Source organism: Flavobacterium sp. 3HN19-14, assembly GCF_051373205.1.
Taxonomy (GTDB): Bacteria; Bacteroidota; Bacteroidia; order Flavobacteriales; family Flavobacteriaceae; genus Flavobacterium.
The window spans coordinates 2,586,671-2,606,389 of sequence record NZ_JBPPZT010000001.1 but is presented as its reverse complement, the minus strand read 5'-3'; the positions used below and the strand labels follow the sequence as shown (position 1 = coordinate 2,606,389).

The 19,719-nt window shown below is 39.7% G+C and carries 18 protein-coding genes and 1 pseudogene; 7 read left to right on the top strand and 12 right to left on the bottom strand.

What is annotated here, in order from left to right; genetic code table 11:
• Positions 1-15: 15 nt before the first annotated feature.
• Complete coding sequence (locus tag ACSLFW_RS14165) at positions 16-1,059, bottom strand: formimidoylglutamase (protein WP_436556297.1); 1,044 nt, start codon at positions 1,057-1,059, stop codon at positions 16-18.
• 183 nt (positions 1,060-1,242) lie between these two features.
• Between ACSLFW_RS14165 and ACSLFW_RS14160 the strand changes: the two genes are divergently transcribed.
• On the top strand, positions 1,243-1,728 hold the full coding sequence (locus ACSLFW_RS14160; RefSeq protein ID WP_436556296.1) for a hypothetical protein: 486 nt from the start codon (positions 1,243-1,245) through the stop codon (positions 1,726-1,728).
• A gap of 31 nt (positions 1,729-1,759) precedes the next feature.
• The gene (locus tag ACSLFW_RS14155; protein ID WP_436556295.1) at positions 1,760-2,134 is read left to right on the top strand and encodes a hypothetical protein; all 375 of its coding nucleotides are present in this window, start codon (positions 1,760-1,762) and stop codon (positions 2,132-2,134) included.
• Between the two features lie 193 nt (positions 2,135-2,327).
• Here ACSLFW_RS14155 and hutI read toward each other — a convergent pair whose 3' ends face one another.
• Positions 2,328-3,563: an imidazolonepropionase gene (gene hutI / locus ACSLFW_RS14150; protein ID WP_436556294.1), complete on the bottom strand. Its 1,236-nt coding sequence runs from the start codon at positions 3,561-3,563 to the stop codon at positions 2,328-2,330.
• A 183-nt stretch (positions 3,564-3,746) separates the two neighbouring features.
• Between hutI and corA the strand changes: the two genes are divergently transcribed.
• Together corA and ACSLFW_RS14140 are read left to right on the top strand one after the other, a co-directional pair.
• Positions 3,747-4,829 (top strand): magnesium/cobalt transporter CorA, encoded by a 1,083-nt coding sequence (gene corA / locus ACSLFW_RS14145; RefSeq protein ID WP_436556293.1) that lies wholly within the window; start codon positions 3,747-3,749, stop codon positions 4,827-4,829.
• Positions 4,820-5,767 (top strand): prolyl oligopeptidase family serine peptidase, encoded by a 948-nt coding sequence (locus ACSLFW_RS14140; RefSeq protein WP_436556292.1) that lies wholly within the window; start codon positions 4,820-4,822, stop codon positions 5,765-5,767. Before corA ends, ACSLFW_RS14140 begins: the two co-directional genes overlap by 10 nt.
• A gap of 20 nt (positions 5,768-5,787) precedes the next feature.
• On the opposite strand, the gene ACSLFW_RS14135 is transcribed toward ACSLFW_RS14140, so the two are convergent.
• Both ACSLFW_RS14135 and fumC read right to left on the bottom strand, forming a co-directional pair.
• Positions 5,788-6,321, bottom strand: a complete 534-nt coding sequence (locus ACSLFW_RS14135; protein WP_436556291.1) for a hypothetical protein — start codon at positions 6,319-6,321, stop codon at positions 5,788-5,790.
• A gap of 230 nt (positions 6,322-6,551) precedes the next feature.
• Positions 6,552-7,948, bottom strand: a pseudogene (gene fumC / locus ACSLFW_RS14130) (class II fumarate hydratase).
• A gap of 228 nt (positions 7,949-8,176) precedes the next feature.
• On the opposite strand from fumC, the gene ACSLFW_RS14125 reads away from it, so the two are divergent.
• Complete coding sequence (locus tag ACSLFW_RS14125) at positions 8,177-8,353, top strand: hypothetical protein (protein ID WP_436556290.1); 177 nt, start codon at positions 8,177-8,179, stop codon at positions 8,351-8,353.
• 133 nt (positions 8,354-8,486) lie between these two features.
• On the opposite strand, the gene ACSLFW_RS14120 is transcribed toward ACSLFW_RS14125, so the two are convergent.
• The 5 genes from ACSLFW_RS14120 to ACSLFW_RS14100 all read right to left on the bottom strand — a co-directional run bounded on the left by ACSLFW_RS14120 (position 8,487) and on the right by ACSLFW_RS14100 (position 12,376).
• Positions 8,487-8,714, bottom strand: coding sequence for a T9SS type A sorting domain-containing protein (locus ACSLFW_RS14120; protein ID WP_436556289.1), 228 nt, complete (start codon positions 8,712-8,714; stop codon positions 8,487-8,489).
• Positions 8,708-9,400, bottom strand: a complete 693-nt coding sequence (locus ACSLFW_RS14115) for a hypothetical protein (RefSeq protein WP_436556288.1) — start codon at positions 9,398-9,400, stop codon at positions 8,708-8,710. Before ACSLFW_RS14115 ends, ACSLFW_RS14120 begins: the two co-directional genes overlap by 7 nt.
• Positions 9,401-9,402: 2 nt before the next feature.
• Entirely contained in the window at positions 9,403-10,668 is a 1,266-nt protein-coding gene (locus ACSLFW_RS14110; protein ID WP_436556287.1) for a M12 family metallo-peptidase, read from the bottom strand.
• Positions 10,669-10,840: 172 nt separating this feature from the next.
• On the bottom strand, positions 10,841-11,986 hold the full coding sequence (locus tag ACSLFW_RS14105; RefSeq protein WP_436556286.1) for a mechanosensitive ion channel family protein: 1,146 nt from the start codon (positions 11,984-11,986) through the stop codon (positions 10,841-10,843).
• Between the two features lie 114 nt (positions 11,987-12,100).
• Entirely contained in the window at positions 12,101-12,376 is a 276-nt protein-coding gene (locus ACSLFW_RS14100; RefSeq protein WP_436556285.1) for a DUF3817 domain-containing protein, read from the bottom strand.
• A gap of 179 nt (positions 12,377-12,555) precedes the next feature.
• Between ACSLFW_RS14100 and ACSLFW_RS14095 the strand changes: the two genes are divergently transcribed.
• Positions 12,556-13,077 (top strand): DUF6155 family protein, encoded by a 522-nt coding sequence (locus ACSLFW_RS14095; RefSeq protein ID WP_436556284.1) that lies wholly within the window; start codon positions 12,556-12,558, stop codon positions 13,075-13,077.
• Between the two features lie 53 nt (positions 13,078-13,130).
• Here the strand turns inward: ACSLFW_RS14095 and ACSLFW_RS14090 are convergent, their stop codons facing one another.
• Complete coding sequence (locus ACSLFW_RS14090; protein WP_436556283.1) at positions 13,131-13,847, bottom strand: endonuclease V; 717 nt, start codon at positions 13,845-13,847, stop codon at positions 13,131-13,133.
• A gap of 100 nt (positions 13,848-13,947) precedes the next feature.
• Between ACSLFW_RS14090 and ACSLFW_RS14085 the strand changes: the two genes are divergently transcribed.
• Entirely contained in the window at positions 13,948-15,483 is a 1,536-nt protein-coding gene (locus tag ACSLFW_RS14085; RefSeq protein WP_436556282.1) for a DEAD/DEAH box helicase, read from the top strand.
• A gap of 82 nt (positions 15,484-15,565) precedes the next feature.
• Here ACSLFW_RS14085 and ACSLFW_RS14080 read toward each other — a convergent pair whose 3' ends face one another.
• Positions 15,566-17,479 carry a T9SS sorting signal type C domain-containing protein gene (locus ACSLFW_RS14080; RefSeq protein ID WP_436556281.1) on the bottom strand — a complete coding sequence of 638 codons (1,914 nt, stop codon included), beginning with the start codon at positions 17,477-17,479 and terminating at the stop codon, positions 15,566-15,568.
• An 8-nt stretch (positions 17,480-17,487) separates the two neighbouring features.
• A complete protein-coding gene (locus ACSLFW_RS14075) occupies positions 17,488-19,596 on the bottom strand; it encodes a hypothetical protein (protein WP_436556280.1) in 2,109 nt (702 codons plus the stop codon).
• Positions 19,597-19,719 lie beyond the last annotated feature (123 nt).

The window sequence follows — 19,719 nt, the reverse complement described above, 5'->3', positions numbered from 1 at the left end:
GCTATGTAATTATAATTATTCCTTCGTTTCCTTATAATTCGCTTTAATGAAATCAGTAACCAGATAACCAATGAGTTTTCCAACCAAATGCGCGTAATTTTCAGTGGCCAAATCAGGCGCGCCTTCACAGATATGAATGTAAGCCGCATTCGGGTGTGAAGCGAAATAATTGATGAACAATCGTGTTTCAGCTACAGAATAACCGCTATTGGTCATCGCACTGCTGGCAATATTGGGCACGGCATCCAAATCAATCTCAATTCCGAAACAATCGTATTTGATAAAATCGAGTGCGCCCTGAAGTTCTGCATCGAAATTTTTGTCTTTACGGATGCCTACTTCGTCATAAGTATTATATCGCACACGGTCGTCGAGTTTCTTAATGACATCGAGTACGCTTTTGGAAGTGTAACTCTCATGCAATCCGAATATGAAATATTTCTTCAGAAAGCCTTCTTCGAAAGCATATGAAAAGCCGTTGCCGCTGTGCCTTCCTTCCAGAATCCGGAAATCAGAATGGGCATCGAAATTGATGGCGTTGATGGGTTTTCCTTTTGCGAGTGCAGTTCCTTTGATATTGCCATAAGCATTGTTGTGTCCGCCGCCAATCACAATCGGAATTTTTCCGGCGCTCACAATAGTGAAAATAATATGAGCAACATCTTTGTCGATTTCTGCTACCGTCTGGCTCAATTTCATACGTTCGTCGATGACATTGAAATCAAGATCTTTGACAGCCTCCATGCGGTCTTTTACGTCAAGCGTTCCCAAAACCAATATCCTGCTGCCTTTACAAAAGCGGTTGTGCTGAATGTTGGCGATGCTTTTTATGGCGCTTTTCCACGCTGAAGCGGCGCCAGGTCTTCCGTAGTTGGCGCGAACGCCGATGTCTTCGGGAATTCCGAAAAGTACATAAGGCGCTTCACAGGCTTTCATATATTCAGCAATGTCTTTGTCTTTAGGGATGATGTGCATTTTCTCACCGAATTTAATTTCGCCACTGCGGTGATTCGTGATTTTGGCAAGGTCGGCAATCGTAAAACGAATGAGTTTTTCCATGTGTTTGTTCTGTATTCCAAAAATAGATAAAAAACCAATTGCGCGGTGATAAACCTGTATTTCTATATTGGAAAATTTTCACAAATTCGGGGATAATTTCGGAAATATAAAAGTATAAACTTACGTTAATAAGGTTGTGAACTGCTATTAATATTTTAATTTTATAAAAAAATACATACAATTATGGAAAATCAAAAAAGTAATTCAAGTTTAAAAGCAGTTGTCGTTGTACTATCGATTTTGCTTGTTATAAGTTTAATTTACATCTTTAAGATGACCAGCGACGCCAAAGAACAACAAACACAGTTGACTACGGTTAAGTCGGAAAAAGACAATGTATTAGATAGTCTTGCTGTGCTGAAAACGACTTACGATGAAGCGATTGCATCAAAAACAGAACTCTCAGACGATCTTGTTGCCGAACGAGAAAAAGTAGTAAACCTGATTGCAGACCTTAAAAAAGCCAACGGTGATAAAGCGACTTTGCAAAAATACCGCACGCAATACAACCAGTTGCAGTCGAAAATGAAAGCGCTGATTGCAGAGAATGACGAACTGAAACTCAAAAACCAGACCCTTACGGTTGAAAGAGACAGTACGGTTATGGTTTTAGGAAAGCAAGTCAAGATGAACGATTCGGTTGTTACAGTGAATCGAAAACCTGGCTAAAACCGTTGAGAAAGCATCAAAATTGGTTGTGATGAATCTTCGTACACAAGCCTATAAAGAAAGAAGTTCCGGTAAATTGATCCAAAGTGATAAAGCGAGCCGGGTTGATAAACTGAAAGTATGTTTTTCATTGGCAGAAAATTCAGTTGCTTCATCAGGTTCTAAAACCTATTATGTTCAGGTAATCGATTCTAAAAACAATGTTTTAGGTGATAAGAAAACCGAAAATTTTGGCGATATGACGCTGACTTACAGCTTCACGGCAAACGTCAATTACGAAAATAAAACCGTTGATGTTTGTGAATTCCTTGACGGGAAAGGAAAAGATTTTGAAAAAGGAACTTATTTCGTAAACATTTTCGATAAAGGCGAATTGGTTTCAAAAACAAGTTTCTCGCTTAGATAAAATTTTGTTGGTTAGTTAGTTAATTCAAATAAGGAAGCCTGTTTTGCGACGGGCTTTTTTTGTTTACAATATTTTTTACTGCAAAGGCGCAAGGTTTTTCGCGAAGTTCGTAAAGTCTCTATAGAAAAGATAAGCTTTACTTGCGTACTTTGCGAAAAACCTTGCGCCTTCGTGGTTAAATTTCTCTCTGTTGTTAAACAATTTCACCATCAATCAACACATCTTCAATCAAATTATCTCCAAATTTGTAAGGCAATTCATAAAAAGAAGTAATCGGCTTTGTAATGATAAGGTTGGCTTTCTTTCCAATAGTTATGCTTCCATGCGTATCGGAAATGCCCATCGCATAAGCACCGTTGATCGTGGCAGCATTAATCGCTTCTTCGGGAGTCATCTTCATTTTAATGCAGGCAGTTGCCACCACAAAATTCATATTTCCTGATGGTGTCGTGCCTGGATTATAATCTGTCGCCAATGCCAACGGCAATCCGGCAGCTATCATTTTTCGTGCAGGCGTATACGGAATGCTGATAAAATAAGAGCAGGAGGGAAGCGCCACGGGCATTGTATCAGCATTTCTCAACGCTTCAATATCTTCATCGGTAACGATTTCAAGATGATCGACGGTTAATGCTTTGTGTTTTACGCAGGCCGCAATTCCGTCGATAGCGGTAAATTGATTGACATGGATTTTAGCGGTCAGGCCGAATCTTGCACCGGCTTCCATAATCCTTTCGGTTTCTTCGACAGAAAAATAACCGGTTTCCAGAAATGCATCGATATAGTCGGCGAGGTTTTCGGAAGCGATTTTCGGAAGCATTTCATCAACAATCAAATCGATATAGCCTTTGTGATTTTCTTTAAATTCCGACGGAAAAGCGTGCGCTCCGAGAAAAGTAGCTTTAATCGCTACCGGATGATTTTCTTTTAACTTGCGGATGACGCGCAGCATTTTGAGTTCGCCTTCGACAGACAAGCCATAACCGGATTTGATTTCGACAGCGCCGGTTCCCATTTTCATAACTTCTTCCAGGCGCTTTTTCGACTGCCCGTAAATTTCCTCTTCAGAGGCAGCGTTGAGTTTTTTTGCAGAATTTAAGATGCCGCCGCCGCGATTGGCAATTTCTTCATAAGACAATCCGTTGATGCGGTCTACGAATTCCTGCACGCGGTTTCCTGCATAAACGATATGGGTATGGCTGTCGCACCAGGCAGGCAAAACCGTTCTTCCTTCGCAGTTGATTTTTCTATCAGGTTGGATTGACGGACAATTTTCCATTGGCCCGAAATCTTTTATCAAATCATTTTCAATCAATAAAAATGCGCTTTTGATGGAAGGAAGCTCCGCCATTTCAGCGCCTGAAACTTTCCTGATGCCGTTGTCACGTATTTGCAGTAATTCGGAGATATTGGTAAGTAAGGTCAGCATAAACCGATTTTTCCGTAAAGGTAAAAATGGAAATGAAAAACTCCTATCTTTATGGGAAAATTTGGTTCAGGGTTTTGGGTTTAAGGTGTAAGGTTTCACACCGACTTAAAATTTTGGTTGAAATTCAGGAAAATTTCCATAATCAACTTACCTGAACCCTGTGCCCAAAAACCTGAACCCCAAATGAAGCGCGTCAAATACAAAAAATCAACCAACGTACAGCCTAATTATTTTGAATACACCGGAATTTACAAATCTGATCCGGTAGAAATGCAGCTTTTCGTATATGATGATGACGGTTATGAAGAATATAAAAAGGTTTCAATCGAGCGCGTCGAAAAAGAAATCAACGATCCGTTGCAGGCAGAAGATGTAAAATGGCTTAACGTTCACGGGCTTCATGACATTGAATTGGTCAAAAAAATCGGAGCATTGCTCAATATCGACAATTTTATTATCAGTGATATTTTAAACGTTGTTCGTCGCCCGAAAATGGAGGAGCTCAACGACGTATTGTTTTTCAGCATTAAATCGATTTTGCCCGGAGCAGATTTTGAGCATCCTCGCATAGAGCAGATTAGTTTTCTGATGAAAGACAAACTGCTGATTTCTTTTCAGGAAAAAAAGAGCGAGTTTTTTTCGCACATCCGGGAACGCATTAAAACCCATAGCGGTATCGTGCGCAAGAAAAAAAATGATTACTTATTGTATTTGTTGCTCGAAGCGGTAATCGAAAACTTTTACATCACTATCGAAGAATATGAAGACTGCATTGAAGGTCTTGTAACGGAATCTAAAACCAATGACAAGCCTGACGTACTCGTAAGGATTGAGAAGAACCGCGACAATTTAAATTTCCTGAAGAAAGCAATTTTGCCCTTACGCGACGCGCTTTTCAATCTTAAAAGCATTCACGAAGACGATGATTATGACGGGATTGAGATGGCGAATTATACCTTCTTCGCTCGTTTGCACCAAAAAACGATGGAATTACTCGAGCAAATTGAATACGACATGAATATTCTCGACAGCGCATCTAATTTTTATTTTTCGTCGCAAAGCCACCGCATGAACGAGATTATGAAAGTACTGACGGCGGTTTCGGTAATTTTTATGCCACTGACATTTGTCGTTGGTGTTTACGGAATGAATTTCAAATACATGCCTGAACTCGATTATAAATACGGCTATTTTATAGTCGTTGCGATTATGGTTTTGATTACGATTGGGATGGTTTATTATTTTAAAGGGAAGAAATGGTTTTAAAAATATATCAGAAATTCCTCGTATTGATTGTTGGATTTTTGTTGTACGGAAATATCGTACATGCACAAACGGACAGCCTTTACACCAAAAAAGAAGTCATCTATGACCGCAAAGACGGGATGGCATTAACGATGTTTGTGCTTACACCGAAAGCAAAAATAATCAATCGAGGCATTGTCAATATTGCGAGCGGCGGTTATTATTCGACTGTTAATTGGCTTGGAGATATGACAAAACGTTCTGAAGAATTTCTCAGGAGAGGTTACACGGTTTTCATTGTTTTCCATGGCTCAGCGCCGATGTATGCTGCAAATGAAGCCGTTGGAGATGTTCAGCATGCGGTGCAATTCATTCGCTATCATGCAAAAGACTATAATATTTCGCCTGATAAAATTGGTGCTTCGGGAAGTTCTGCCGGTGGAAATTTGTCTTTACTAATAGGAACAACAGATGCAAAAGACGAAAAATCAACTAATCCTGTCGAACGCGTTTCCTCAAGAGTTCAGGCTGTAGCTTGCTTTATGCCTCCGACGGATTTCCTGAATTACGGAAAAGACAACAACAATCCGATGGATGATAAAGTCTTTTATGAAGAAAAGATTGTGAAAGGTAATTTGAAATCGGCTTTTTCTTTTAAGGAATTGAATCCCGCAACAAACACATATGAATTGATTACCAACCACGATAAAATTGTTGCTATTTTGAAGCAAATGTCACCAAGGCAACAAGCAGATAAAAATGCTGCATCTGTTTTATTGTATCATGGAGATAATGATGACTTAGTTCCTATACAACAATCAGTTAGCTTTGTTGATAAATTGAAATCACTGAATATTCCAGCGAAGCTTGTTGTCAAAAAAGGAGCAGGGCATGGTTGGGAAAATCAAACGGGAGATATGCCGGTTTTGGCAGATTGGTTTGATGTTTATTTGAAATGACTTAGTGTCTTCGTGATAAATCACATATTTCTTAAAGCCCAGCCGGTTTCAGTCTGGAAAATATAAACATCTATTTTCTTGTCTGTTTCTTTTAAATGCTGCATTTTGAAATCGGTTATCGTCTTTTCAAAATTAGCATCGGGCTTGTAATATTTTTTCCAAATTGGGAACAAATCGAGATAATTAGCGGTAATTTCATTGAGTTTGTATGTAATTACAGCTGGCCGCACAGCATTGATATCTTCGCCTGCATTGTAAAATGAAAAATCGATTGTGATGAAAGTCGAACGTTGTTTTTCAGTAAAATTGCCATTGGTCATATCAGCATCTGTAAGTTCAGCCGGAATGTAGCGCAACCTGAAAATGCCTGCGTTTATAGACTCTTTCGTTACATAAAGCCTGTATTTTGTCGGAGTTGCAGCAATCATTTCATTTCCGATGGCAATGGCGCGGTCTTTTGTGGCAACGGCGCGCAATTCTTCAATCAGTTTGTAATTCTGCGCATTAGCAAAAGTTGACAGCAATAAAACAAAAAAATATAAAGCAGCTTTCATTTATAAAGTTTAATATGAAACGTTCCTACAATTGACTTATTGTAACAAATGTAAGTGAAAACAGCTGAATTAATTTTATTTTAAGTTTAAAATTTTAGCCACGAATTGCACGAATTTCCACAAATTTTTAATTCGTGCTAATTCGTGCTAATTCGTGCAATTCGTGGCTAAAAACAAAAACCTGTGAATTTCTCCACAGGTTTTTTATAGATAATGTCAAGCACTGATTACTATTTCAAACTTCCCACCATTTCTTCTGGTTTTACCCATGCATCGAAATCTTCAGCATTTACATAACCTAAACGAACAGCTTCGTCTTTCAAAGTCGTGCCGTTTTTATGTGCGGTTTGTGCAATTTCAGCGGCTTTATAATAACCGATTTTTGTATTCAATGCTGTTACAAGCATCAATGAATTGTCAACTAATTCTTTAATTCGCTTGTAATTTGGCTCGATGCCTTGTGCACAATGTTCGTCGAAAGACATACACGCATCGCCAATCAACCTGGCTGATTGCAGGAAATTCGCAGCCATCACAGGTTTGAAAACATTGAGTTCATAATGACCCTGCATGCCACCGACAGCAATCGCGACATCATTACCCATTACCTGCGCGCAAACCATTGTGAGTGCTTCACATTGTGTAGGATTAACTTTTCCTGGCATGATGGAAGATCCCGGTTCGTTTTCAGGAATCAGGATTTCGCCGATTCCAGAGCGTGAACCAGAAGCGAGCATGCGAACGTCATTGGCGATTTTATTTAGCGAAACGGCCAGTTGTTTTAAAGCGCCGTGGGTTTCAACGATGGCGTCGTGTGAAGCCAAAGCTTCGAATTTATTAGGAGCTGTCACGAATGGATGTCCGGTGAATTTTGCGATATATTCTGCCACTTTTATATCGTAACCTTCTGGCGTATTCAAACCAGTTCCTACGGCAGTTCCGCCTAATGCGACTTCTGATAAGTGGGAAAGTGTATTTTTTAGCGCTTTTAATCCGTAGTTGAGCTGGGCTACATAACCTGAAATTTCCTGCCCAATGTCAAAGGTGTCGCGTCCATTAAATGGGTACGGCCGATTTTGACTACATTATTATACTCTTTTGCTTTTGCGTCGAGTGTATCGCGTAGTTTTTCAACGCCGGGAATTGTAATCTCTACAACTGCTTTGTATGCGGCAATGTGCATTCCGGTTGGGAAAGTATCGTTGGAAGATTGTGATTTATTGACGTCGTCGTTGGCTTTTACGACTGCTTCGCCTTCTCCGATTTTGAATCCTGCGAGGACTTGCGCGCGGTTGGCAATGACTTCGTTCACATTCATGTTGGATTGTGTTCCGGAGCCGGTTTGCCAGATTACCAATGGGAATTGGTCGTCGAGTTTATCGGCAAGGATTTCGTCACATACTGTGGCAATCGCGTCTCGCTTTTCGGTTGACAATACGCCTAAATCGCAGTTGGCAAAAGCTGCTGCTTTCTTTAAATAAGCGAATCCGTTGACGATTTCTTTTGGCATTGATGCCGACTGGCCGATTTTGAAGTTGTTTCTTGAGCGTTCGGTTTGTGCGCCCCAGTATTTGTCTGCAGGAACCTGCACTTCTCCCATCGTGTCTTTTTCTATTCTGTATTCCATTTTTAATTAGATAATTTGAAAATTAGATAATTAGAAAATTGATAATCATTTAATGAATCAAAATGTACTATGAAGGACATTTTTCCATTCTCTAATTATCTCATTCTCTCATTAAAGCCTGTCAAAATTAAGCATAAATACTATTTTATGAAAATTGATTTGGTTTTTATTGGCAGGAAAAAATAATAAACTTACATTTGCGTATAATTCAAAAAAATTCCGGAAAATATGTTTGAATTCCAACAGTATTTAGGCTTCTTAGTGTTCCTTACCGTTTTGACGATGGGGTTCTGGCTGATGATTTTTTTATTGACTTTCATCGTACCTTATTGGGTTTTTGGAGGCGTGAAAGAATTGGTTCAGGAGAGAAGAGCTAAAAAGAAATTAGAAAAAGGCTTGCTTTAGTCTTTATTCTAAGTAAAAAAGGTACGCATTGCGTACCTTTTTTTGTTTTGTGGATATTGGAGCACAGATGATATCGATGCTACGGATTTGCAGATTGATTAATTTTTGAAAATCTGTGTAATCTGCGTTATTTTTATTTCGTGACTTTAAAAGTAGCGGATTGGTTTTCGAATTGTAACTTGAAAATATAAGTGCCTGATGCGTACGCAGACATATCAATCTTAATTTCCGAAACTTTTGAATTGTTGTTGTATAAACGCTTTCCGTCAATGCTATAGACCGTGATGCTGTTGATTTCGCTTTTGGATTTGATGTTTAATTCGCTTTTAGCAGGGTTAGGGTAGTAGGTGAAATCTACCATTTCATGGCCCGGAACACCAAGGTTTTCACAACTGAAATTAGCAATCCATCCAGACTTATTCGTATAAGTATCTGATGTAAACCGGAAGGTAAGCGCACCTGAAGCATCAGTCGATGTAAATGGCCCGGAATGGTATTCAGGCCATTCAATCCATTTGGTGTCAATAACGTACCTGAAGTGCCAACACCATCATAGACATACAGAAAATCATAGTCGGTTTCAGTTTCAAAAGCATTAAATACAACCTTTATCTTATCATCAGGGTTTACAGGCGCTACAATTCTCGTCCAGTTTTCCATGTCGGTATAATTGTTTTCAGTACCGCCGCTATCGGTAAACAATGTCCCGGCGCAAAAATCTGTATTGCCGGAAGTTGTAAAAAAGGCGCATGTATTTGTAGAATCAAACCCAAAAGGGCAAAGCGGGCGAACACATATGCTGTAAAGTGTATCTGGATTTAACCCTGCAAACGTGTAAGTATTTGAGTTTACATCCACCCAAGCCGGCGTATTAAATGGAAAAGTACTTATTCCAACCTGCCATTCAGTGTTAGAAGCATTATTATCGTTCCATATGACTTGTGCACTGGTTAGCGTAACATTTTCAATAGCGATATTATTTACTTGTGAAATACATGTGTCGATACAATTAGAACTAAGACAAGGAGAACCATCGATATAATTCATGATCAGCGCTTTCGGTTGCGGCCCAATCCATTGGCAAAATTGATGCCTACATTGGGCACTAAGTGGCAATAGCTCATTATCGTTCCTCCATTTTCAGGAAGAACTATCGATTGTTCGCAATCCTGTCCTGTATACGATAGTCCGTCATAACCGGCTACGTGGCCACAGCCGTCAATAGGCGAGGCGTTGCCATTCCAATAACAATCATGCGTATGCGGCGAACCCATCAAATGGCCGAGTTCATGGGCAATATAAAGAACTGTGTAGGAAAATGCTGGAACTGCCTCAAAATTAAAATACACACATGTATAACCATGGTTGTAACCCGTACACAGCCCGGCTACATTGGAAAGCCCGCCCAAATTACCGTCAAAACCAACCAGATCTCCAATATCGCCATTGAAAATTGGCCGGTAACTCTCAAAAACACTAAAATTCTGATAGGAAGAGTGCCCGGTGTAAGGATCGGGGCTTGTCCAGATGAAAACCGACTTGATGGCTATATTAATTTCGTCATTGGCATAAATTGTCTGCACATTGTTGAAAACCGAATTCATCCAGATATTCGTCTGATTGACATCTTGGTTATTAGCGAGATATACATCGTATTCGATTTCAAAGTAAATGGTGACGCATTTTTGTGTAAGTGCTGCGTTTCTTTCGCTATTGAGAGCCGGTTGCGGCATTTTTGGTAAGGCTTCAGTGCTGCATTGGTCGTTTTTTTTATTGATAATGTCGCGATCAGAATAAATGATATAATCTGAAATATTGTTCGGTGTATTTATCTTTCCGACAACGATATTTTGAAAAGCTGCTGCCGAGATGATTCCGTTCATCTGGTTGCGGAAGAAGTTTAACGAAACCAGTGAATTCACATTGTTATTGATGATTCCGCGGTAAAAGACGCCTTTTTCAAGTTGCAGATTTTTCTCCTTGTCGGTATCTACCTCATAATCCAGAGTCTGAATGTCGACTTTGTACAACAGCACTGAAATTGTTGTATTGTTGTATGGAATTTCAAGTGAAATGTTGTTGTTGTTTTCATTGATGATTTTATTCACCTCGTTTAAATCAAGCTTTGCGATGGTGGCGTTTGAAACTACTTTTTTATAGGAATTGTCAGCGGAATTTTCATTTTTGGTAAAAACAGAGAATTTTTTAAACTGCTTATTTTCTTTTTCGAGATTGCTGATTGTTTGTGCCACTTTACCTGAATGTTGTCCGAAAGCAGCCGAACAAATCAATAAAAAGAGTAGTAGTTTTTTCATTTCGCAATTGTTTGATACCAAATTTACCAAATTTTATTCTTCAAGTTTAAAATATCACCGAGATTCACGAAAAAGAAAACTGTAAAATTTAAAACCATTAAGGTATTAAGTTCCATTAAGTTTGATTTCACTTAATGCGCCTGAGTGTTTTAATCGTTCAAAAAAATTATTGTTATGTTGCAGGATTAATATCCGTCACCATTTCATACAAAGCCAAATCAAAATAAGGTACCGAAGCAAAAATATGGTCGAAAATATCCGACATGATATATTCATAATTCTCGAATCTTTTGTCTTTCGAAAAGGTATAAATCTCAAGCGGAATACCTTGTGGCGTTGGCTGCAACTGGCGGCAAAGCATAATCATGTCGCGATTAAGTCCGGGATAATGGTAAAGGTATTGCATGATGTATTTCCGGAAAAGCCCGAAGTTGGTCATATTCCTTCCATTGATCAAAAGCGATTTGTCGATTTGATGGCTTTTATTGTATTTGTCGATGTCGTTCTGGCGTTGGTCGATGTAATCTGTTACAAGTTGGATTTTTCGCAGTTCCTGCAATTCTTCTTCCTTTAGAAATCGAATGCTTTCGGCTTTAATCAAAATGTATCTTTTAATACGTCTTCCGTCTGAACCCAGCATACCGCGCCAGTTGCGGAATGAATCTGAAATCAGGCTGTACGTAGGGATTGTCGTAGTTGTATTGTCGAAATTGCGCACTTTTACAGTCGCCAGATTAATTTCTATAACGTCACCGTCGGCACCAAATTTATCCATCGTGATCCAGTCGCCGATGCGTACCATGTCATTTACGGAAACCTGGATGCTGGCTACAAATCCCAATAAAGTATCACGGAAAATCAATAGTATAATCGCTGAAATCGCACCGAAAGTTCCAATCAACGTGGTAAAATCGATGGCAAAAAGCGACATGAACATAAAAGTTACACCGAATACCCAAAGGATAATCATGATGACCTGGATGTAACTGTCTATCGGCTTGTCGCTGTAACGCGGAATTTGTTTGAGGTAATCCTTCAGCGCATTAAAAACGCTTCTTATAATCCACAAAAACAATAAGACGATGTAAATTCCGACTAACTTTTCAAAAATCGGGCGCCAGTAAATGAAATGCTGCAATATAATCGGCACAACTTTGTAAATGAAGAGCAGCGGAATCAGGTTCGCAATGTATTTCGCGGTCTTGTTCGAAATCAGTAAATCGTCGAATTTTGTTTTGGTTTTCTTCGCCACAACCGCCATGACCGTTACGAGAATAAACCGGAAGATGATATAAATGAAATACGCAATCGTACCCATCAACAAAATATTGATAAGCAGACTGAAATACGACGCGAATAATTCGCCTGTATTCCAGGATTTCAGGAGTTTGTAGGCTCACCCAAATATATCTTCGGCGATTTTGTGCATTCGTTAAAGATATTTCTTTTCTATGTAAAAAGTACCGAAAGGAAGTACGGAGGCAATACCAATGATGAAAAATTTCTTTGCCGGCCAATTCAGTTCGTATTTCATCATGATCGTTAATACGATGTAGGAAATGAATAATAATCCGTGCGCCATTCCGATTGGGAAAAGCAGTTGGTGGTACAATTCCGGGTTGTTGTGCTTTACGAAAAGCATATTTGAGAAAAGCACGAGATAGGAAATTCCTTCAAGGATGGCAATAATTTTAAAAAACTTCAGCATTAATTCGTATATTTAAGTTGTAATCGGATAATTAAATCTGCAGCAAAATTAAGTATTATCTGTCATTATTAAAGTATGATTGTAGTTACTTTTACAGAAAATACGCTAATCGTAACTTAAATAAAACGCTTAAATTTCCACACAGCATTTCCTGTGTTTTGTGTGGTTCAAAAAATAAAATGAGCAAACGCGAATTAAAAAAATACCTGAACGGCCTTAACAAAGAGCAACTCGAAGAACAATTCTCCGAGCTTTACGATAAATTTCCCGAAGTAAAAAAATACTATGATTTTGTATTCAATCCGAAAGAAGACAAGCTCATCGCAGAAGCCAAGGCCAAAATCTCTAACGAATATTTTCCGATAAAAACCAGGCGTGCCAAGCTGCGACGTTCGACTGCACAAAAATACATCAAGCAGTTTTTGTTGTTAGGTGTTGAACCTTACGGCGTTTTGGATGTGATGCTTTTTACGATTGAAACGGCACAGAAATATTCCGCCAAACGCGAAATGTATTACGCTTCATTTTACAAAAGCATGCAGAATTCGTTTGAACAAGCGGTGAAATATGCCATTGAAACCGGAATTGTTTATGATTTTAAAGACAGGATTGCTGCGATTTATAAAGAAGTTATCAGGCAAAAATGGGAGAATCGGTTTGAATTTGAAAGGGTTATCGAACAGCTTGAATTTGAGGTTTAACATCAGAGCAATCAAAATAAATCCGCGCCATCTGAGTTTCAATTCTTGCGAATCTAAAATAACGTTAATGGCTTATCGACAATATGAAATCCGGCTTTCAATTCACCAAGCCTGAATTTATTCACATATTCATGCGCCAATCGCGTCGGCTCCGGAATACGGTAATTTCCGACACAGTTTTTCATGATTTCAAACGTTTCTTCCGCGGTGATTAAATTTCCCGGCGATATATAAACCGGCTCAACGGGAATTTTCTTTTCCTTAGTCCGAAGCGCATAACCCAACAATTCACCTTCACGATAATAAGGCCACGAACTGAATTTCTCCAATCCAACTTCATCCAATTTCGCAGCCATCATGCTTTTTGCGCAACCGATTGTCGGATGGTTTTCGAGGATTCCGAAATGCGACGCAACACCCAGTTTCCGCGGATGCGTAATACCTTGCCCGTCTAAAACCAGGATATCTGGTTTTACCGGAATTTGTTTCCACGTTTCGAGTAATGACGGCACTTCGCGAAACCCCAAATAATTATGTACGAATGGAAAAGTTGTTTCGCCTTCATAAAGTGAATAGGAGAGCAGTTCCATTTCCGGATAACTTAAGATTACAATTCCGGCAAACACTTTGGTACTGAATTTGTTATACGAAATATCAGCGCCGCCAATTATCCTCACAGGGTTTTCAAGTGGTTTCAGAACGAGCTGTTCGCGCATTGAAAGCTGTAGCGCCGTCGCTTCCTCAATCGTAAAATGGTCATAATTAAGCATGCAGAAATATTTAATCCTAAATTTAATATATATAAAGCACCAATAACACGTTTTTAGGCGTATTTTTGCAAAATCAGAAAAAATCCATACAGATAAGCCCATGCCACACAGCGATCCGGAATTCGAAATAGAAGAAAAAAAAGAGCTTTACGGCTACCAACGCGGCGATATCGATGCAATTTTTGAACGCATGGACAATACGCCGCCAAATTACCATTTACTTTACCAATTGCCTACAGGCGGCGGAAAAACGGTGATTTTTTCTGAAATCGTACGCCGTTATCTGTCTAAAAATGACAAAAAAGTCGTCGTTCTTACGCACCGAATCGAATTGTGCAAGCAGACTTCTAAAATGCTTACGGGTTTCGATGTCAAAAACAAAATCATCAACAGCAAAATCAAAGAACTTCCCGACCAGCAGGAATATTCCTGTTTTGTGGCAATGGTCGAGACTTTAAAGAACCGACTCAACGACGAAATTCTTCAGATTGACAATGTAGGCCTTGTGATTATTGACGAAGCGCATTACAATTCGTTTAGAAAATTGTTGAGCTCGTTTAAGAATTCCTTTATTTTAGGCGTAACGGCAACGCCATTGAGTTCTAATATCAAGTTGCCGATGAACGAGAATTACGATGAATTAATCGTAGGCGATACCATCGCATCGCTAATCGAAAACGGTTTCCTCGCAAAAGCCACGACTTATAGTTATGATGTTGGATTGACGTCTCTGAAAGTCGGCATTAACGGCGATTATACCGTAAAATCCTCTGACGACCTGTATTCCAATATGGTCATGCAGGAAAAGTTGTTGCACGCTTACGCAGAAAAATCGCTGGGTAAGAAAACTTTGATTTTTAACAACGGAATCAACACTTCGCTTTATGTTTACGAAACATTCAGGAATGCCGGTTACCCGATTCGTCATTTGGACAACACCAGTAATCCCGTTGAGCGCAAGGAAATTTTGCATTGGTTTAAGAAAACGCCTGATGCAATTCTGACTTCTGTCGGAATTCTCACAACAGGATTTGACGAACCGACAGTCGAATCGATTATTCTTAATCGCGCTACAAAATCACTGACATTATATTACCAGATGATTGGCCGCGGCTCGAGAAAACTGGCGCATAAAGACGAATTCATCGTAATCGATTTGGGTAATAATGCCGCCAGATTCGGACTTTGGAGCGAGCCTGTCAATTGGCAGCACATCTTCAAATCACCTGAATTTTACCTGGAAAATCTGCGCGACGATATTGAAATCGAAACGCATTTCAAATATAAAATGCCAGATGAATTGCGTGCAAAATTTAGTAAAACTGCCGATATTTCATTTGATGTTGATGAAGAGCACAAAATCGCCATTTCTCAAAACCTGCGTTCGAAAGTGGTTCTCGAAAAATCAATCGACCAGCATGCAGCGATGTGCGTCGACAATACAGAAGAACTTAACGAAGCCCGCGCTTTGTCTAAAGAACTCGCTGATGATATCGAATACCGCGTCAGAAAATATTCCAACTGCCTGAGCCACTGCAGCAAAAATTACCGGGAATGGCTGGTTGAAGATTACAAACAAAAGCTAACGCTGCTGATAGGAAAAAAATACCGCGAGAAGATTTTTAATGAGGATTGATTTTTCCTTGTTTCAAAACTTAAAATAAAAACAAAAACGCCTTTCATATCGAAAGGCGTTTTTTTCAACAGATGTAATTAAATCAATAAACCACTTTTTTCGAGACGGCGTTGCCGTTATTTCCTGTAATCTTAAGGATAAGCACTTGCTGTTCGGCTTTCAGCGCATTTACTTTTGTTGCTGAAGCGTTGACGGCATTGTTTTCAAAAAGTAACCTGCCACGTACATCGTAGATTTTTATATCATTCATAATCGTATTTCCGGAATTGATGTTGAGGATGCCATTTTCTTTATAAACGGTAATCTTATCAGGATTCCATTCAGGAGTTTCAATTCCTAAAGATGTATTCTCGTAAACAATTTCAAACCTATCGGCGAAATTCCCCTGAGCTGTTGCAAAACTATAAGGCGATTGTTTGATGTTATGCGTGGTACCAGTTAAGTTATCCTTAAGGTAAATTTCCTGCCCGGATTCTTCTGAAAACAGTCCGTCAGCATGATCCAATGTGATGGTATAAGTGCCTTCAGCATCAGCTTTGAAATTTAGCGGCACAATATCATTTGCATCGAAGGGCAGTGCACGGCCCTGGATTACGTATTTTTCATCGTTGATAAGGCTTGTCAGCGAACTTCCGTTTTCAATCATCTTTCCGTCAAAAGCAGTGTCAACTCCTTGTGTTGCATCGGTAACATAACCCAAAAGCATTTGGTTTAATGGTGTTTCTGCGTTGGATAAATTGAGCCAAATCCGGTGCTTATCTACATTTACAGTGCGGAAAAACTGATTTTGATTATTGCCTACGCGCATTGCATTTGTAAATGTGGCGTTTCCGGCTGAAGCGGTGTGCAATAAAAATCCTTGCCCTGTCTGGATGGTTCCGTTTGGCGTTGGCCTTCCCAAAGCGCTGGCATGCCCGACATTATTATAAGTAGCATAATTAGCGCCCGAAGCAGCATTTTGTACAGTATGCGTCCAGAAATACAAGGTTCCCGGATTTGCAGCCAAAAACAAATCGGCATCGATTGGCGAAGGGTAGGGGTTTCCGAGTAAATTAAAACCTTGACCATTTGCGGTGATGGCAACATTGATATTTCCGTTATTTGGTAACCCATCGTAAGTTCCTGTAAATGGAGTAATTGAAGTCGGGAAGTTGTTTGGCGCACGAATTACATAGCCTTTTCCGCCAACGAAATCAGTCGTAAACGAATTTATTGAAACAAATGCATTCGTAGTTTCGTCGATATCATAAAATCGGCTCGACGGAGTAGTGGAGGTCATTGGTGAAAAATCGTGCAGGTTTTGTCCTGCAACCGGAGATGACCAATAAGTGTAATCGAGGCGGCGCATTGACGTATTTCGCTTAACGATTATATCTCCTGAATTTACTTCATTGTTAATCTGAATCAAATTCGCATTGCTTTCAAAAGTCAATGAGGAACCGGAATTTACCGTTACCGAACCGGCAATTTTGAAATCAAATCCCGGATTTACAATTACTTGCGCGTTATTATCAACAGTCAGGCTGCAGGCTTGCAAGTCTGAATTAGCGGTATAATTTGCTGAAATGATTGCGGGCTGATCGGCGACCGGATTGCCATTACTCCAGGAATTACCGTCCCAGGTTGTAGGAGTGGAGCAGTTTGGATAGGCATCTGTGATTCCATTGCAATCATCGTCGATTCCATTCCCTAAAATTTCCGTTGCGCCCGGATTTTGTGCTGCATTATTATCGTTGCAATCAGTTCCGTTTGTAGTGGTTGAATAGCCTGGCGGAATGATGGCGCCATAGCATACAAATTCATTTCCATCATCATAATTGTCACTATCTAAATCTACGTAGAGTGATTGACCTGTATACAGCATATTGTCAGAATCATTACAATCGGTATTGTTGAAAACGCCCGTGCATGCCATAAAAGTTTGTGAGCCAAAGCCGTCACCATCAAAATCAAGGTATCTCAATTGGTTGTCATTGCAATCAAAATTATTGGTCACACCGCAGGCTACGGTAATATTTGCCCGAAACCATCACCATCCGAATCGAGATATTGCAATTGACTGTCATTGCAATCTATATGGTTGGTAACGCCGCAAGCGACGGTTGTGTTGGATCCGTATCCATCGCTATCTGCGTCCAAATATTGTAATTGGTTGTCATTACAGTCGAAATTATTGGTAACGCCGCAGGCTACGGTGATATTTGCACCGAATGAATCTCCATCAGCGTCGAGATATTGCAATTGACTGTCATTGCAATCGATGTTGTTGGTAACGCCGCAAGCGACAGTTGTATTGGATCCATATCCATCTGCATCAGCATCAAGATATTGCAATTGATTGTCATTGCAATCTGAATTATTGGTAACACCGCAGGCCACAGTAATGTTAGCGCCAAAACCATCTGCATCAGCATCGAGATATTGCAGCTGATTGTCGTTACAATCGATATTATTGTGAACACCGCATGCAACGATTGTGGTTGAGCCATATCCATCAAAATCTGCATCAAGATATTGCAATTGATTGTCATTGCAATCTGAATTATTTATTACTCCGCAAGCCACGGTGATATTGGCACCAAAACCATCGCCATCGGCATCGAGGTATTGCAACTGACTGTCGTTACAATCGATATTATTGTGAACTCCGCAGGCAACAATCGTGTTCGAGCCATACCCGTCGGAATCTGCATCAAGGTATTGTAATTGATTGTCATTGCAATCTGAATTATTGGTTACTCCGCAGGCAACAGTGATATTGGCACCAAAACCATCGGCGTCGGCATCAAGATATTGGAGTTGATTGTCATTGCAATCTGAATTATTAGTAACACCGCAAGCCACTTTTATGTTAGATCCATATCCATCGCCGTCGGCATCAAGATATTGATACTGGTTGTCGTTACAATCGAAATTATTCAGAACACCGCAGGCTACGGTTATATTGGCCCGAAAAGTATCACCATCGGCATCAAGATATTGCAATTGATTGTCGTTACAGTCGGTATGATTGGTTACACCACAGGCAACAATTGTGTTCGAGCCGTATCCGTCGGCATCGGCATCGAGATATTGAAGCTGGTTATCATTACAATCTGAATTATTGAATACGCCGCAGGCTACGGTTATATTGGCACCGAATCCATCACCATCGGCATCAAGGTATTGCAATTGGTTATCATTGCAATCTAAGTTATTGGTAACGCCGCAAGCTACTTTAGTGGTCGAACCATAACCATCGCCATCAGCATCCAGATATTGAAACTGATTGTCATTACAATCGAAATTATTTGTAACACCGCAGGCTACAAGTATATTCGCGCCAAAAGTATCGCCATCGGCATCAAGATATTGTAATTGGTTGTCATTACAATCTGAATTATTGTTTACGCCGCAGGCTGCCAATGTGTTCGAGCCATATCCATCAGCATCAGCATCGACGTATTGAAGTTGGTTGTCATTGCAATCGGAATTGTTTGTGACATATCCGGCAGGCGCTCCGGTACAAGAAGATTGAGATGAATTATTTCCGAAACCATCGCCATCATTATCTGCATAATAGGTAACGTATCCTGTAACTGTGAAAGTTGCTTTGTAATTACTTCCTGAATTGCTGGCATAAACAGTTCCGTTACAGGTTGTTGCAGCATCTGAATACACTTCCAAAACGTAATTCCCTGGCGCTAATCCGGATAATAGATCAGTTGTTGCGCTAATATCTGACCAGCGTTGGTCTTCGCCGCCGCAGCCGTTTGTAAATCCGCTTTGGTAGCCGATGCTTACCGAGCTGAATGTGTTGTTTGGATTTCCAGCCGGATAAATACTGTAATGGATTGCAGTTGCTGTAAGATCGCACGAGCCGCATCTGTAAACATTATGTTCGGCGCCTTTGAAAACGATTCCCGAAGTATTTCCGACACAAAACGAACCGAGATTTGCGTTTTGAAAATCCGCATTTGAAGTCGCCGCATTTAAATCATAGTAAGTATTTCCGGAATTATTAATGTTCAAAACAATAAACGTATTGTTGAAACCGGCTTGTCCGAAAATGAAATTGGTAAACAAAAATGCCAATATCAGCGGCAATGGTAATTTTTGTAAAGTTGTTTTCATAGTATATTTTTTAGTTTTTGTATGCGTTTCCCATAATACAAACAAAAGTAGTTATTAATAAATTGATTTGAAATAAGGCATTTGCCCTATATGCTAGTTGTATATTTATTAAACTATAATTTA

Coding starts and splice junctions, on each gene's coding strand:
- ACSLFW_RS14165 (WP_436556297.1), bottom strand. CDS start 1,059: ATGGAAAAACTCATTCGTTTTACGATTGCCGACCTTGCCAAAATCACG.
- ACSLFW_RS14160 (WP_436556296.1), top strand. CDS start 1,243: ATGGAAAATCAAAAAAGTAATTCAAGTTTAAAAGCAGTTGTCGTTGTA.
- ACSLFW_RS14155 (WP_436556295.1), top strand. CDS start 1,760: ATGAATCTTCGTACACAAGCCTATAAAGAAAGAAGTTCCGGTAAATTG.
- hutI (WP_436556294.1), bottom strand. CDS start 3,563: ATGCTGACCTTACTTACCAATATCTCCGAATTACTGCAAATACGTGAC.
- corA (WP_436556293.1), top strand. CDS start 3,747: ATGAAGCGCGTCAAATACAAAAAATCAACCAACGTACAGCCTAATTAT.
- ACSLFW_RS14140 (WP_436556292.1), top strand. CDS start 4,820: ATGGTTTTAAAAATATATCAGAAATTCCTCGTATTGATTGTTGGATTT.
- ACSLFW_RS14135 (WP_436556291.1), bottom strand. CDS start 6,321: ATGAAAGCTGCTTTATATTTTTTTGTTTTATTGCTGTCAACTTTTGCT.
- ACSLFW_RS14125 (WP_436556290.1), top strand. CDS start 8,177: ATGTTTGAATTCCAACAGTATTTAGGCTTCTTAGTGTTCCTTACCGTT.
- ACSLFW_RS14120 (WP_436556289.1), bottom strand. CDS start 8,714: ATGGTAGATTTCACCTACTACCCTAACCCTGCTAAAAGCGAATTAAAC.
- ACSLFW_RS14115 (WP_436556288.1), bottom strand. CDS start 9,400: ATGAATTATATCGATGGTTCTCCTTGTCTTAGTTCTAATTGTATCGAC.
- ACSLFW_RS14110 (WP_436556287.1), bottom strand. CDS start 10,668: ATGAAAAAACTACTACTCTTTTTATTGATTTGTTCGGCTGCTTTCGGA.
- ACSLFW_RS14105 (WP_436556286.1), bottom strand. CDS start 11,986: ATGGGTACGATTGCGTATTTCATTTATATCATCTTCCGGTTTATTCTC.
- ACSLFW_RS14100 (WP_436556285.1), bottom strand. CDS start 12,376: ATGCTGAAGTTTTTTAAAATTATTGCCATCCTTGAAGGAATTTCCTAT.
- ACSLFW_RS14095 (WP_436556284.1), top strand. CDS start 12,556: ATGAGCAAACGCGAATTAAAAAAATACCTGAACGGCCTTAACAAAGAG.
- ACSLFW_RS14090 (WP_436556283.1), bottom strand. CDS start 13,847: ATGCTTAATTATGACCATTTTACGATTGAGGAAGCGACGGCGCTACAG.
- ACSLFW_RS14085 (WP_436556282.1), top strand. CDS start 13,948: ATGCCACACAGCGATCCGGAATTCGAAATAGAAGAAAAAAAAGAGCTT.
- ACSLFW_RS14075 (WP_436556280.1), bottom strand. CDS start 19,596: ATGAAAACAACTTTACAAAAATTACCATTGCCGCTGATATTGGCATTT.